The 13,828-nt window shown below is 59.3% G+C and carries 14 protein-coding genes; 3 read left to right on the top strand and 11 right to left on the bottom strand.

Annotated elements, in window-relative coordinates; translation table 11 throughout:
- Positions 1-74 precede the first annotated feature (74 nt).
- The 6 genes from CFB17_RS10310 to CFB17_RS10285 all read right to left on the bottom strand — a co-directional run bounded on the left by CFB17_RS10310 (position 75) and on the right by CFB17_RS10285 (position 5,915).
- Positions 75-692 carry a hypothetical protein gene (locus CFB17_RS10310; protein ID WP_088561457.1) on the bottom strand — a complete coding sequence of 206 codons (618 nt, stop codon included), beginning with the start codon at positions 690-692 and terminating at the stop codon, positions 75-77.
- 67 nt (positions 693-759) lie between these two features.
- Positions 760-1,326: an energy transducer TonB gene (locus tag CFB17_RS19810; protein WP_279311742.1), complete on the bottom strand. Its 567-nt coding sequence runs from the start codon at positions 1,324-1,326 to the stop codon at positions 760-762.
- 317 nt (positions 1,327-1,643) lie between these two features.
- Complete coding sequence (locus tag CFB17_RS10300; RefSeq protein ID WP_088561455.1) at positions 1,644-2,117, bottom strand: ExbD/TolR family protein; 474 nt, start codon at positions 2,115-2,117, stop codon at positions 1,644-1,646.
- A 7-nt stretch (positions 2,118-2,124) separates the two neighbouring features.
- Positions 2,125-2,826, bottom strand: coding sequence for a MotA/TolQ/ExbB proton channel family protein (locus tag CFB17_RS10295; RefSeq protein ID WP_088561454.1), 702 nt, complete (start codon positions 2,824-2,826; stop codon positions 2,125-2,127).
- A 292-nt stretch (positions 2,827-3,118) separates the two neighbouring features.
- On the bottom strand, positions 3,119-5,479 hold the full coding sequence (gene lon / locus CFB17_RS10290; RefSeq protein WP_088561453.1) for an endopeptidase La: 2,361 nt from the start codon (positions 5,477-5,479) through the stop codon (positions 3,119-3,121).
- Positions 5,480-5,507: 28 nt separating this feature from the next.
- Positions 5,508-5,915: an Hsp20/alpha crystallin family protein gene (locus CFB17_RS10285; RefSeq protein ID WP_088561452.1), complete on the bottom strand. Its 408-nt coding sequence runs from the start codon at positions 5,913-5,915 to the stop codon at positions 5,508-5,510.
- A 194-nt stretch (positions 5,916-6,109) separates the two neighbouring features.
- Between CFB17_RS10285 and CFB17_RS10280 the strand changes: the two genes are divergently transcribed.
- Positions 6,110-6,973, top strand: coding sequence for an IclR family transcriptional regulator (locus tag CFB17_RS10280; protein ID WP_207762007.1), 864 nt, complete (start codon positions 6,110-6,112; stop codon positions 6,971-6,973).
- A 6-nt stretch (positions 6,974-6,979) separates the two neighbouring features.
- Here the strand turns inward: CFB17_RS10280 and CFB17_RS10275 are convergent, their stop codons facing one another.
- From CFB17_RS10275 to CFB17_RS10255, 5 genes are read right to left on the bottom strand one after another with little or no spacing between them, the layout of a single operon-like run.
- A complete protein-coding gene (locus CFB17_RS10275) occupies positions 6,980-7,963 on the bottom strand; it encodes a sugar-binding transcriptional regulator (protein WP_243389842.1) in 984 nt (327 codons plus the stop codon).
- 12 nt (positions 7,964-7,975) lie between these two features.
- Positions 7,976-8,797, bottom strand: coding sequence for a carbohydrate ABC transporter permease (locus CFB17_RS10270; RefSeq protein ID WP_088561450.1), 822 nt, complete (start codon positions 8,795-8,797; stop codon positions 7,976-7,978).
- Positions 8,794-9,747, bottom strand: a complete 954-nt coding sequence (locus CFB17_RS10265) for a carbohydrate ABC transporter permease (RefSeq protein ID WP_088561449.1) — start codon at positions 9,745-9,747, stop codon at positions 8,794-8,796. Before CFB17_RS10265 ends, CFB17_RS10270 begins: the two co-directional genes overlap by 4 nt.
- Entirely contained in the window at positions 9,744-10,295 is a 552-nt protein-coding gene (locus CFB17_RS10260) for an SIS domain-containing protein (protein ID WP_088561448.1), read from the bottom strand. Before CFB17_RS10260 ends, CFB17_RS10265 begins: the two co-directional genes overlap by 4 nt.
- Before the next feature lie 12 nt (positions 10,296-10,307).
- Positions 10,308-11,657, bottom strand: a complete 1,350-nt coding sequence (locus CFB17_RS10255; protein ID WP_088561447.1) for an ABC transporter substrate-binding protein — start codon at positions 11,655-11,657, stop codon at positions 10,308-10,310.
- A 165-nt stretch (positions 11,658-11,822) separates the two neighbouring features.
- Between CFB17_RS10255 and CFB17_RS10250 the strand changes: the two genes are divergently transcribed.
- A complete protein-coding gene (locus tag CFB17_RS10250; protein ID WP_088561446.1) occupies positions 11,823-12,860 on the top strand; it encodes an NAD(P)-dependent alcohol dehydrogenase in 1,038 nt (345 codons plus the stop codon).
- A 260-nt stretch (positions 12,861-13,120) separates the two neighbouring features.
- Complete coding sequence (locus CFB17_RS10245; protein ID WP_165769543.1) at positions 13,121-13,531, top strand: cupredoxin domain-containing protein; 411 nt, start codon at positions 13,121-13,123, stop codon at positions 13,529-13,531.
- Positions 13,532-13,828 lie beyond the last annotated feature (297 nt).

Genomic DNA, 13,828 nt, shown 5'->3' with positions numbered 1-13,828 from the left:
TGATCCCGTGCCGGCCGCGGCGTTGATACAAGTCTCCTCGTCCACTCTGTCTGGCACCCTCGGAGCAGGAAGATCTATACAGTTCTTAAAGTCGATTGGCCGCTCAAGGTTGCGGGGGCACGGACGGCCTCGGTTTCGTCTTGCCGTAACGCTAGCGCCTCCTTGAGAAATTCTCTGCTCGCTAATCGCGTGACGGCCGCTGCTTCTATCAAGGCTGGTCGGGCGCGGTAACTGGCGATCGCCCGCTCTACTTCCCAGATTTCGGCTGTGCCCTGGTAATGCCTGACCTGTCGCCAGAGTATCGCAACGATGGCATCAGCCAGGTCGAGATCTCCGGGAACACGGGGAGATGGTGTGACCAAAAGCCGTTCCACCTGTTCGTCCAATGTTTCCTTCAGGGGGAACGATATGCCGAGACTGTGAGAAACAGCGACTGCTGCTGTCGGCGGGCTCTTTTCGGTCTCGACGCGGCGGAGCCAGCGATCGGCCAGATCCTGGGCTAGAGGCAGCTTGTTGGCAGCTAGCCTATTGAAGCGTTTTTCGAGCGCGAAGAGATCCCGGGGCCCGGCGTAGCTCGAGGGATCGTGGCGCATGATGGCGAGAATTGCCGCCACGAGATCCTCGTCATTCACTGTGACCGAATCGGGTTCCTCGATAAGTAATAGAATGCGAGCGTCGAGCTTGTCGACCATGGTGTCCTCGTACTACATCATAGTCGATAATATAGGCTTATATACCTAATTTCAAGCTTATCCCACGTTAGCGGAGCATGAAGCGGATGGGCACCTGATGCGCCAGTGCGGCCTCGGGAATGTCTGCTGGCGGCACAGGGGCGCGACCGCGGCCCAGCATCGCCAAGGCCTCCTCGTCAAGCAAATCGGAGCCGGAGCCGGAGACGATGCGCGCATCCGCAACATTTCCTTGGCGATCGATACGGAAATAGAGGACGACGGTCCCTTCGATCCGACGCATGCGTGCCAGCCGCGGATAATGTTGGTTGGAGCTTAGCCACGCCGACAGTTTTGCCTCATAACTGGCAACTGCCCGAGGGTCGCCCCGTGTGGGACTTTCCGATCGCGGTCCTTCGCCGCTTTCGCCAACGGGTACGTTCGTCGGAGCCGGAGCGTGGTCTGGCTGGGCTTCACTTGTTGGCGGCGGTCTCCTTGTCTGTCGTATGGGCTTTGTCGGCTCTCGGCGATTCTCGCGGGACTTTTGCAACGCCAGATCATTTGGCGCTCGCGTAACCGGCTTGCTCGGTGGGGGCTCGGCGGGTATCGGCTGAGATTGCACCGCCGTCGCCGGAGAGGGTGTCGTTACCGGCGACATGGCAGTTGGCGGTACAACCGGGGCTGGCATGGGAGCGGGGGCTGCCGAAGCTTCCGGCCGGGCTGCAGAACTGGAGACCGGGGGAGAGGTTACAGCAGGCATGGGTGCGGGCGCGCCAGCTGCCACTGCTTGAACGGTTGCCACGGGGGCCACCGTCACCTTCAAGGGCTCTCCGGGAGGTTCTGGCAAGGGCGCCGGAGGGTGCCTTGTTAAAAGGACGGCGAGGACGAGCCCATGAAGCACAAGCGATACTGTGAAGAGGAGCGCACGTGATGGCATGGCAAATGGCGCAGATAAAGCGGACTCGCTTGCCATGGTCAGGGTTGGTCTTTGCCAGCGGCAGGCAAGGCCGCCCCTTCGGACGCATTAGGACGCGATTCTCCGACGAGAGAGACACTGGCGAACCCAGCCTGTGACACATCACTCATCACGGCCATGATTTTGCCATAGGGAAGCTCACGGTCGCCACGAATGTAGATGACCTGACCTTTGTCGCCTTTGGCCATCGCGTCGAGTCGTGAGGCCAGATCCGCTGTGGCGATCTCATCCTGCTTGATGAAGAGGCGGCCCTGCCGATCGATGGTGAGCACGACCGGTTCCTTGGGTGGGCTTATCGTGGCTGCACTCGTCTTGGGAAGATCAATCTTAACGCCGGCCATCATGAGAGGCGCTGAGACCATGAAGACGATCAGGAGCACAAGCATGACGTCGACCAACGGCGTTACGTTGATCTCGGCTAACGGCCGGAAACCCTCTTCGTCACCGCCATCGATTAGGGGACCTATCGCCATATGGCCCTCACTCGGCGGCAGCGCGGGATTGCGACGTCGCCCGCGAAGCGGATAGCTGGCCGCTGAGCTTGCCGATCGAAGAACGCAAACGATCGCGTAAGCGGCTGAGCTCAATCATTAGCTTGTTATAGGCAACGACGGCGGGAATAGCGGCAACGAGCCCGATGGCGGTAGCGAAAAGCGCTTCCGCGATGCCTGGCGCGACGACAGCGAGGCTGGTGTCATTCGATTGCGCGATCGCCGTGAAGCTTCGCATGATGCCCCAGACGGTCCCGAACAAGCCGATGAATGGGGCTGCGGACCCGAGCGTGGCCAGAAACGGTAGGCCAGGTTCGATCTTGCGGCTCGTTTCGGTCAAAACTGCCAGCATCGAGCGTTCGATCCGTTGGCGATATTCGCCGCGGCTTTCCTGGCCGTCATCGTCACGCCATTCGCCGAGCCCAGCTTCCATGATCGCCCGAGGGACCGGCCCAAGGTCATTTAGCTCAGGCCGGCCGCCTCTGCCCAGTTGTCTTTCCAGCGATCGCGTCTGGCGTCGCAGCCTTGTGAGTAAGACTATCTTTTCGAGGATGATCGCCCAGGCGGTAATGGAGCAGATCACCAGTAGAAGCATGACGCCCTTGACGATCGGATCGGCGCGCATGAACAGTCCAGCGGCAGAGAGATCGTGCGGGACTGCAGCAATCGCGGCAACTTGAGCGGGATCCATAAGCGGCTTTCCTGAGGTCAAGGGGCCGCTCAGGCAGCCCACGACGAAGATCCTGCGCGCTATCTAACACCTGCTCGTTAAACCGCAACCTGTCCATTGCGTGATGGGGATTTGAAATACTCAAGAAAATGGTGCGAAAGCGGCAAAATATTATTTTGATTATTATAATTCTAGCTAATGCCGTAATATTTAGCTGAAATATTGCCGCGAAAAGATTGGGTGATCATCCGGCGAGGCAGGACTAACGGACGTCCGCATTTAAGCAGACGTCCGATTTCCTGTGGTTACCGCCTCAGGCGGCCCGCGCCTCGGCCGCGGACTCCAGAGCTGCTTCCAACGCCTGATCGACAGTATCGAGCCAGACGAATTCGAGTGCCTGGCGCACGTCGTCAGGGATGTCGACGAAGTCGTGCCGGTTGCGGGCAGGAAGAAGAACCCGCTTGATGTCCGCCGCCGCGGCCGCGACGACCTTTTCCTTGATACCGCCGACAGGCAACACAAGGCCACGCAATGATATTTCGCCCGTCATCGCCGTATCGCTGCGAACCGTGCGACCGGTCAAGAGCGAACTCAGGGCGACGACCATGGCAACGCCAGCACTCGGCCCGTCCTTGGGGGTGGCTCCGGCGGGCACATGGACATGAATGTCGCTGCGCTCGAAGGCAGAGCTGTCGATGCCCAAGGCGGCGGTGCGGGCTTTGACCAAGCTTAGAGCCGCCTGGACGCTTTCACGCATGACCTCGCCCAATTGTCCTGTGACGATCAGGTTGCCCCTTCCCGGCACGCGTGCCGCCTCGATAAAGAGGATGTCGCCGCCCACCGGGGTCCACGCTAAGCCGGTAGCGACGCCCGGGATCGAGGTGCGCATCGCGACCTCGCTCTCGAAGCGTGACGGGCCCAATATGGATTCCAGATCCTCGGCGTGTATCGTCCGAGCCGTCGTCTTCCCGCTGGCAACCCCGACCGCGACATGGCGCATGAGCCTACCGATTTCGCGTTCCAGGCCGCGAACCCCGGCCTCCCGCGTATAGCTGCGAATGAGTTGTCGCAGTGCTGCGTCGTCGATCGTCACCTGGACGTCGCTCAAGCCGTTCGCGGCCTTTTGTCGATCCAAGAGATAACGTTTGGCGATCTCAAACTTCTCCGCCTCGGTGTAACCAGCGAGGCTAATGATCTCCATCCTGTCACGCAGCGGCCCGGGGATGTTGTCCAACATGTTCGCGGTAGCGATGAAGACTGTCCGACTGAGATCGTAGGGGACGCCAAGATAGGCATCGCGAAACGTAGCGTTTTGTTCCGGGTCCAGAACCTCAAGCATGGCTGCCGAAGGGTCACCCTGGATGCCGCGACCCATCTTGTCGATCTCGTCAAGCATCACAACGGCATCGCGTGCGCCAGCCTTGCGGATGCCCTGGATGATGTTTCCCGGCAGCGCGCCGATATAGGTTCGCCGATGTCCACGAATTTCACTCTCGTCATGAACGCCGCCCAGACTCACGCGGACAAATGGTCGGCCCATGGCGCGCGCGATGGACTGACCGAGGGAAGTCTTGCCCACTCCCGGGGGGCCCACAAAGCAAAGGATCGGAGCCTTACCCGTCGGCGACAGCTTGCGGACGGCCAGATATTCCATGATTCGCTGCTTGATCTTGTCCAGGCCGAAATGGTCAGAATCCAGGATGGACCGAGCATGATCCAGGTCGATGCTCTTTTCCTCCGGCATGGCCCAGGGCAGCTCGATGAGCCAGTCCAGGTAGCTGCGGATCATTCCATATTCAGCGGATTGCTCAGGCGTGCGTTCGAGCCGGCGCACCTCCTTCTTTGCCGTCGTCGCGACATCGTCGGGCATCTGCGCGGCTTCGATCGCCTTGGTGAGTTCAGCGATCTCTGCCGCTTTCCCGTCGTCCTCACCCAATTGCTTTTGAATGGCGGCCATCTGTTCGCGCAACAGAACTTCCCGTTGGCGATCGTCAAGGGAGGCCCTTGTTTGTTTGCCGATTTCCGCCGACAGACGCATGACCTCGATCCTGTGGCCCAACAAGGCGGTCACACGCTCGATGCGCGGGGCAAGTGGGATCGTTTCCAGTACGTCCTGCTTCTCGCGGGCGCTGGCGTCCATGTAGGTCGCCGCAAGATCGGCTAGGCCGCCGGGCGACGTGGACGCGCTGATCGCTGCCAGGAGTTCCTGCGGCGGCTGCGGGAGAAGTTGCAAGGCTTCGGTGGCGAGGTTTCGGAGGTTGACGAACCGCGCCTCGATCTCAGCCGTTCGCTCCTCAGGATCGGGCATGCGTCGCGCTTGTACCGTGAGCACGGGTTCTTCGGCGACCGGTGCCTGCACGGAAAAGCGCTCTATTCCCTGGACGACCAGATGCGTGGCGCCATCGGGTGCTGTCACGTAGCGCAGGATGTTCGCGACCGTGCCGATCTGATGGATGTCGGCCAGCCCCGGATCTTCCGGAGCGCCTTCCCGGCAGAGAACGAGCCCCACCTGGGTGCCCTGGCGAACGGCCTGCTGTGCTGCAGCGATTGCGCGCTTGCCCTCGATTACGACCGGAAGCATCGAGCCGGGAAAGACGACCAGATTTTTAAGCGGTAAGAGAGCGAGGTTCGCATCTTGCGCCGGTGCCGAACCTGCGGGGCTGTTGTCAGCCATGTTTTCGTACTCCACTGGCGTCCTTCCTTCAGGCCTTGCTGAGGATGACGAGGAGACAACCCAGAGCTTCTTCGCGGCTGACCGATCCATAGCGGCCGGCGGGTAGGCGAAGCCGACGTTCAAAATGTCCGCGCGGCAACTCCAACCGATGGACGAGCGCCGACGCGAGTTGAACAGGCAGCCGGCGTTCGCCCAAGACTACCAGCGTGTCGCCTTCGATCGTCGTTTCCACCCGGGTCAGGTCGACACCCGGCAGCGCTATGAGGATGAGAACCTCAGTCTCGGTTTCCACCATGTCCAGCGGCGGTTCCCAGGACGGCGTGCGGCTTCCTTGTCTTTGCGCATTCGGACGAAAATATTGCCGGTGAAGTCTCTCGGCACGTTCGATCCGGCCCAGCGCTTCGGCCCACATCCAGTTCCTGTCGATACCACGCATGTCGATGTCCTACTTGGCCTGGCTGTTGTCGAATGTCGCCGCGAGCCGTTGCCCTTCGGTAGAGAAGTGGCGATCCTGGACCGACGCTGCAATGCGATTGGGGGTATGTGTGATCAATCGGCTCGGAATGCTGACATATGGAGGTCAAGCGGCACACAATATGTTGTTCGACATCGGACCGGCGAGCCGTCCATGTGCATGAGGGCCTAAAGACGATGACTCCCAAAGATGCGGACGGTAAGCGTTCTCCTAAGGAACGGTCCGGTCAAGTTCAATCGCTAGTTCGTGGTCTGTCGTTGCTTGAGGCAATAGCTGCCTCTCCCGAGAAGGCGACTTTGAGTGAATTGTCTCGAATGCTGGATCTTCCGCCATCGACAACCCATCGTCTGCTCACGACCCTGCAACAGACGCGCTTTGCTCGCTTCGATGCCATGAGCGGGCTGTGGCAGGTGGGTGTTGCCGCCTTCACCACGGGTAATGGTTTCGCTCGCACGCGCGACCTGACGATGATCGCGCGGCTGCGTATGCGTTCAGCTATGGAAGAAAGCGGCGAGACTGTTAATCTCTATGTACCCGACTCGGGCCGCGCCATTTGTCTTGTTCAAGTTGAATCGCGTCAGATGGTCCGTGCGATCGGTCGTCCCGGCGGCTCGGTGATGTTGCACTGTTCGGGCGTCGGCAAAGCACTGCTTGCTTGCATGCCCGATGAGGAGGTTCAAGCCATGGTCCGACATCACGGCTTGCCTGCAGCAACGCCGCACACGCTCACCTCGATCGACGCACTCCTGGCGGATCTTCGCGTTATACGCGGTCGGGGGTGGTCGATCGATGATGAGGAGCATGCGTTGGGCATGCGATGCGTCGCCGCCGCGATACTGGATGAGCATGCAAGCCCGGTCGGTGCCTTATCGATCTCCGGTCCCACCGCACGCATTCCAGTGGAGCGATTACAGATATTAGGGCGTTCGATCAGGGATGCCGCTAGAGCGCTTACCCTCGACATGGGAGGCATCTCCGCGGTGGCGAGTCGATCATCGCCCCGACGCGTGCGCTCCTGATTGACGTTAGAGCAGCAAAAGGGCGGTTTCTTCGTCGACGATGAGTCGGTTGATGAACCGACCTTGCAGGATCGCCCGCGTGATCGCGTGCTTATGCGTCCCCGCCGCGGTGAGAATGGCATCTTTGATGCCGCCAAGGCCGGCAGGGGTCAGCGCCAGGACACGGCGATTTAGTGGATGATTGACCGGTCGGCCATCGGCATCGATGAACGTCCCAAGGATGTCGCCCACAGCACCTGCCTCGTGGAGTTCCGGTAGGTGGCTCTCGACGATCGGCGTCATCACGAGATTGGACCGTTTTGAGAGATCACCGCAGGATACCAGGGCAACGTCGACTTCAGATGCGAGACGTATTACTTCAGAAAGTCCATAATGAGAAAGTAAAGAATCTCTACTTTGCTCATCTGGGCAATAAATAGGGGCGGCCAGATAATAGCATGAAGCGGATAGGGCGCGTGATAATTCGGTTGACACTTCGAAAGTGTTCGTGCCGGAACCGCGGGTCAGTCCACCCATGAGAGCGACGACCCAGCTCTTCTGCAGTCGCCTGGGTCGCAAGCCGCGGATGGCGATGCTCAGCGTCGTTCCCCAGCCCACACCGATCGATCGTCCATCTTCAAGCAGGCGATCGAGCGCGAAGCCAGCTGTCTCGCCGACCACGCGCCTCGTTTGCTGATAGTCTGCCATCGACGGTACGACGGTTGCTTCCTTGAGCTCGTAACGCTTGATCAGGCGTTGCTCGAGTTCGATGCAACTGGCGAGCGGGACGCGGATATCGATTGCAACGGAGCCATCCTGACGCGCCTGACCGATGATGCGATTGACGCGCAGGCGGGTGATACCCAGACGTTCGGCAATCTCCTGCTGCGTCATGGCGCCCATGAAGGAGTACCAGAGCACGCGCGCCTTAATGCGTTCAGCTTCGATTCCCATGGCATCTTGCTGCATCGGCGCCATGCCGTCGTGAAAAGGTCGCTCGGATGCATCCAATGTCGTTCGCCGTTATTTCGTGGCGCCCATGGTCAAGCCACGGATCATGTGACGAGAGACAAGCAGCGCAAAAATGGTCACCGGCAAAACGATGACAGAGCCTGTCGCCATGATCTTGCCCCACGGGAGCTCGTATCCGGACATGAAGCTGGTCGCAATGACGGGCGCTGTCTGTGCCGCGCGTCTGGTAAGTATCAGAGCATAAAGCAACTCGTTCCACGAAAAGATGAAGCTGAAGATTGCGGAGACCGCCAGACCAGGCAAAGCCAAAGGTAGGTAGATCCGGGCAAAGATGGTGAATGTTCCAGCACCGTCCACACGCGCCGCCTGTTCGAGTTCCCCGGGAATGCCGGCGAACTGATCAGTGCATAGCCAGACCACGATCGGCAGATTGAAGGTGAGGTAGATCAAAATCAGCACGATGTGGCTGTCGAGCATGTTTAGGTTGCGGGCGAGGAGATAGACCGGAAGCGCGAGAACGATAGGACTGATCATTCGGTTGCTGATAAACCAGAACCAAATATCCTTCTTGCCGCGAAAATCGAACCGCGCCAGCGCGTAGGCGGCAGGCGCTCCAAGCAATAGCGCTAAGGCAGTCGTCGAGATCGCCACGATGAAAGAGTTGAGGATCGCTAGCGTCACTTTCTCATCGGCGAAGATTTCAGCGTAGTGTTCTAATGTAGGTTTGAAGATGAACACCGGCGGCGAGGCCAGAAGATCGGCTTGGCTCTTCAGGCTTGAGGCGAGCATCCAATAAAAGGGAAACAGCATGAAGACGATGATCAGGATGAGCCCAACCAGATGGCCAAGGCGAAGCAGGGGGTTAGTCTTCATGCCGAGGCCTCCCGATAGAGAAAGCGGATATAGAGCCTCGAGAGCACGATTGTGAGGATGAGCAGCAGAATGGCCTGGGCCGAAGCCGTGCCGAGATCGAAGACCCGAAAACCAATGCGCTGGATGTAGATCGAGATGAGTTCCGTGGCCGAGCCCGGGCCGCCGCGGGTCATCGTGAAGATCATGTCGAATAGCTTGAGAATGTCGGCCGAGCGGAGGATCAGGAGTGAGGTCAAGCCAGGAAGCAGGAAGGGCAATTGAATGTGCCAGAAAAGCTTGAGGCCGCTGGCGCGATCCAGTCTTGCCGCCTCCTCGATCTCGCCGGGGACCATAGTGAGGCCCGCCAGGAAGATCAGGGCGCAGAAGGGCGTCCATTGCCAGACATCCATGATGGCAATCGCCGCGAATGCGCCCCCAACCGAGCCCAGCCAGTCGATGTCCAGCCCAATGGCGCGAAAGGCCTGGGTGAGCACGCCGAAATCCTGGTTGAACAGGAGGCGGCCGACCAGACCCACGACGGCGTAGGTCGTGGCCAGTGGCACGACGAGGGTGACGCGAGCGACACTGCGAAGGAAGCCCAAGCCCTCGCGATGCAGGAGGCTCGCGATGACGAAGCCCAGAACGATCTCGATCGGCATGACGACCAGGAAGAATTCGAGCGTCGTCAGCAGCGTGTTCCAGAAGCTGCTATCGCCGAGCACGGAAACGTAATTAGCATAGCCAACAAAGGGAAATCCGTCCCGCACCCGCGTCAGGTTATATTGATGAAAGGAGGTAACGACCGCGAATATCGTGGGATAGGTGCCGATCGCGAGGAGCGCCAGGACCGCGGGCGCCAGGAACCAGACATGGACAAAGCGGCCATGTCCAAGGCGAGGGCCCTTGCCTGAGGGATTACGGGCGGCGCTGGCCGCGACCGTTTTGTTCGCGTGCTCGATGCTCGTACTCATTCCAGATTCGTATGGTTCGCGCGCATCGTCGCGGGATTGACACCCAGACGATGGCGCAGCTTCGGGACGATGATTTCGAGAAGAAGAAACAAGGCGCCCTCATAGAGCGACCCCATCGGTAGCACGGACGTTGCCCCGTCACGGTCGCTGGCCATGGTCTGCGCTGGCAGGACCAGCGCCAAGTCTGCCTGAGCGGCGGCGTTGCCCTGGGGATCTGCCGTTATCACCAGGACCCGCGCACCGGCTGCCCCGGCGATAGTCATGAGTGCGCCGACCGTCGCAAACTGCCCTGGGCCGGCCGAGACGATCAGCAGGTCGCCCGGGCCGATGGCCGGTGCGATCATCTCGCCGACCACCCCGACCTTCAGGCCTAGATGGTAGAGCCGCATGGCGAATCCCTTGATCTGCAGTCCCTCGCGGCCGACGCCATAGAGGACAATCGTTCGCGCATTTGCGATCTCGTTGACCACGAGCTGAACCCTGTCCTGCTTGAGTTCGGCGAAGACGTGGTCGAGCTCGGCAAGGGTCTGTGTCCAAAGGGATTTCATGCGAGGTGGCTCCTACTGAAGGAGCTTCTTCTTGCCGTCGTAATAGCCTTCCTTCTGGAGGACATCCTCCATCCGCGAGCCTATTTCCTTGGCGCCCTGCTCGACGCTTACTTCGCCCAACTGCATCTTTGAGCCCCATTCGCCAATGATCTCGGAAATGGCGGGCCAGGCCGGGAAGCGCGGCCGGAACACCGCAACGCCCTTCTGCCAGGACTGCACCAAAGGCTCGACGAACTGGTATTTTGCCTTGATCTCGGGGTCCTCGTAGACTTTCGTCCGGCCGGATACGCCACCCGCCTCAACATAGTCCTTGGCAATGGCGTCGGAGGTCGCCCACTGGATGAAGAGCCAAGCGGCTTTCTGCTGCTCTTCTGGCGCCTGTGAGGCCACAGCCAGCGAAAACCCGCCAAGGGCTGGCAGGCGACCGGCGGCACCAGCGGGCTCTGGCGCAACGGCAAGACAGTCGCCGATCTTCGATGTCTTTGGATCGGTGAGGGTCGAATAGAAAGCCGACCATTCGGTCAGCATGGCTGCCTGGCCCTGGGCCAGGGCGTTCACCGCTTCGGCATGGTCGAAGCTCACATATCCAGGAGGCATATAAGGCGCCAGCGCTTGGCGGAAGTTCAGGCCATCCAGGCTTTCCTTGGACGAAAGGTTCGACTTGAATTCCTTGTTCAGGAGCGAGCCGCCAAACGGCCAGAGGAAGCGCATGAAGCTGTCTGCCGACTGAGTCTCGCCGCGGCGGGATTGGAGGACATAGGCATACGTCCCCTTTTCCTTGTTCGTGAGCTTCGGCGCATAGGTTTTGAGCAACTCGTCCCAGGTGGCAGGCGGCTTGTCGAAACCCGCATCCTTCAGCATGCACTTGTTATAGAAGAGCAGGCCGGAATAATTGTCGAAGGGCAAGCCGTAGACTGTGCCGCCCCAGGTCCCGAATGCATCGAGAAGCAGCGGGAAGAAGCCTTTCAGGTCGAGTTTCGGATCGGTGATAGACGGATCGCTCGTGAAATGGTCAACGGGCACGATCCAACCATTCTCGGCGAATTCACCGACCCACACCAGGTCGACCAGTGCCACGGTCAGATCGCCCTGCGAACTGAAGTTCAAGACCTCCTTCTCGCGGGTGTTCTCGTAAGGGACGATTTCGTAATTGACCTTGATGCCAGTCTCTTTCTCAAACTGCGGCAACAGCTTGATGATGGCTCGATAGCCGGGACGATCGAGGAAGATGACATTGATGGTCTCGCCCTTGAAAGGCTCTGCAGCCTTGGCCAAGGACCAGTCCTCTGCCTTGACCGGCGAACTCAGAGCAAGCGCCGTCGCCATGGCCAGGGCGCAACACGATGCTTTCAAGAACTTCATTTGCTGGCAGCCTCGCCCATTCGTTGATTTTCGCCCCTCTCCCGAGAGGTTGTGTGCGACTATTACAAAAGGAAATTTCGATTTACAATCGCATTGTCGGCAAAGGTGCGACATAAAGGCAGATGTCAAGCCTCCACGCTACGCACCGCAACACGGACGAATAACATGGCACGTGCACTGGTCCTTGAACGCCCACATGAATTGTCGCTGCGCGACATCGATCTTCCTCAGGAGCCGGGGCCGGACGACGTCAAGATCAAGATGCACACGGTGGGCGTCTGCGGGAGCGACGTTCACTATTACACGCATGGACGCATTGGTCCGTTCGTGGTGAACGCACCCATGGTCCTCGGGCATGAGGGGTCAGGGACGGTTGTCGAAGTTGGCAAGAACGTTGCGACGCTTAAGGTCGGGGATCGCGTCTGTATCGAACCCGGCGTGCCGAACTTGAACAGCCGTCTCTCCAAGATGGGTCTCTATAATCTCGACCCATCGTTGACGTTCTGGGCCACGCCGCCCGACCACGGGTGCCTGACGCCCTACGTCGTCTTCCCCGCTGCCTTCACCTACAAGCTGCCCGATAATGTCAGCTTCGCCGAAGGTGCCATGATCGAACCCTTTGCAGTTGGCATGCAGGCGGCGGTGAAGGCGCGCATCACGCCCGGTGACGTCGGTGTCGTGATGGGGGCCGGCCCCATCGGCATCATGATCGCTCTGGCGGCACTAGCTGGCGGCTGTAGCCAGATCATCATTGCCGACTTGGTCGACGAAAAGCTCAAGATTGCCGGGCAGTACGACGGAATCACCCCGGTCAACGTCAAAAGCGGAACGCTGATCGACGTCGTCAAAGGCAGCACGGAGGGCTGGGGCGCCGATCTGGTCTTCGATGCCAGCGGCAGCAAGCACGCCTATCCGGTCATGATGGAAGCGGTAAGGCCGGGAGGCGCCATCGTACTGGTGGGCAATCCGACCGAACCTGTACCGGTGGATTTCGCCTCGCTGATCGCCAAGGAGGTCCGCATCGAGACAGTCTTTCGCTATGCGAATGTCTATGACCGGGCGATCAAGCTTATCGCGGGCAAGATCGATCTTAAGCCGTTGATATCCGGCAGCTTTCCCTTCGAGGAAAGCATCGCCGTGTTCGACCGTGCGGTCGAAGCCCGTCCAACCGACGTCAAGCTGCAGATTGTCCTGGACAGCTAGGGGCCGCTTGCACGCAGCCTGAAGACGAGGCTTGACCTCTTTTTCAGGCTGCCCTGCCATCACAAGAAGATGGGCTCGTGTCTGCAGATAGCTGCACTGATACTAACATGAGGTAGAGCCCGAGGCCTATCACTGATGCGGTCCAACCAGGCGGATTCCTCGAGGTCATTGTCTTGACACGATGGCTTCATGAGGAAAAAGTCATGGAACGTATTAGCATTTTGATTGGGATCGAGGACATGACAAGGATGACGGCTCTCGTGGCCGCCACGATCGTCGCGGTTGGCTGCTTGACGTTGGCCGATGGAATCAGCACGGCCTGGGCGCAAGCTGGTTTGACGGTCCGTGGCACGAATCTCGCCCCACTCAAATTATCTGCTGGAAAGTCATTTCCCTCTGAGCCAATCGAGTTGGAGGCCGGGAAATATTACCGGTGGGCGGTGGAGAGCGACGGCTCAAGCGAGATGGCGATCGCCGCGCCGGAGTTCTTTAGGAACATCTGGATCAATGAGGTTGTCATCAATGGCATAGAAGTTCGGCCGCTTGGTCTGGACTCGATCGAGTTCGACGACGCCGGAAAGGCGACGATCTCTTTTGTTCCTATCCGCCCCGGTAATTTCATCTATCATATGCCCAACAGCAAATTCGAGGGAAAGATCATCGTTAAGTAGGCAAAGATGCTTCTTAAATGATGTCCATGGCTGATTCTTAAATTGCGGCCATGCTGGAAGATGCATCCGATCTTCCAGATTTCGTCTGCCCGTTACCCGAATGACTTCTTCCGCCAAACCTAGTCACAATCCAAAGAGCTGCGTTCTTCCTTTCTCCTGCCCACGCTGGCACGGGTAGCTGGCTTGCGGCCAGGAAGGTTGCGTCTTCGGATCGTTTGCTGTTTTCCAGGCTGCCGATTTGCCTACCGCTGCATAAAACGTGCAACGGGTCGCCAAGTGAACCGTTCTTGGGCTCGA

It is taken from the genome of Arboricoccus pini (assembly GCF_900187945.1).
Lineage (GTDB): Bacteria > Pseudomonadota > Alphaproteobacteria > Geminicoccales > Geminicoccaceae > Arboricoccus > Arboricoccus pini.
The sequence above is the reverse complement of the archived record's forward strand: the minus strand, read 5'-3'. Positions and strand labels throughout refer to the sequence as shown.

Excerpts from the sequence above, each read along its gene's own strand:
- CFB17_RS10310 (WP_088561457.1), bottom strand. The coding sequence starts at position 692 with ATGGTCGACAAGCTCGACGCTCGCATTCTATTACTTATCGAGGAACCC.
- CFB17_RS19810 (WP_279311742.1), bottom strand. The coding sequence starts at position 1,326 with ATGTCGCCGGTAACGACACCCTCTCCGGCGACGGCGGTGCAATCTCAG.
- CFB17_RS10300 (WP_088561455.1), bottom strand. The coding sequence starts at position 2,117 with ATGGCGATAGGTCCCCTAATCGATGGCGGTGACGAAGAGGGTTTCCGG.
- CFB17_RS10295 (WP_088561454.1), bottom strand. The coding sequence starts at position 2,826 with ATGGATCCCGCTCAAGTTGCCGCGATTGCTGCAGTCCCGCACGATCTC.
- lon (WP_088561453.1), bottom strand. The coding sequence starts at position 5,479 with ATGGCTGACAACAGCCCCGCAGGTTCGGCACCGGCGCAAGATGCGAAC.
- CFB17_RS10285 (WP_088561452.1), bottom strand. The coding sequence starts at position 5,915 with ATGCGTGGTATCGACAGGAACTGGATGTGGGCCGAAGCGCTGGGCCGG.
- CFB17_RS10270 (WP_088561450.1), bottom strand. The coding sequence starts at position 8,797 with ATGAAGACTAACCCCCTGCTTCGCCTTGGCCATCTGGTTGGGCTCATC.
- CFB17_RS10265 (WP_088561449.1), bottom strand. The coding sequence starts at position 9,747 with ATGAGTACGAGCATCGAGCACGCGAACAAAACGGTCGCGGCCAGCGCC.
- CFB17_RS10260 (WP_088561448.1), bottom strand. The coding sequence starts at position 10,295 with ATGAAATCCCTTTGGACACAGACCCTTGCCGAGCTCGACCACGTCTTC.
- CFB17_RS10255 (WP_088561447.1), bottom strand. The coding sequence starts at position 11,657 with ATGAAGTTCTTGAAAGCATCGTGTTGCGCCCTGGCCATGGCGACGGCG.
- CFB17_RS10250 (WP_088561446.1), top strand. The coding sequence starts at position 11,823 with ATGGCACGTGCACTGGTCCTTGAACGCCCACATGAATTGTCGCTGCGC.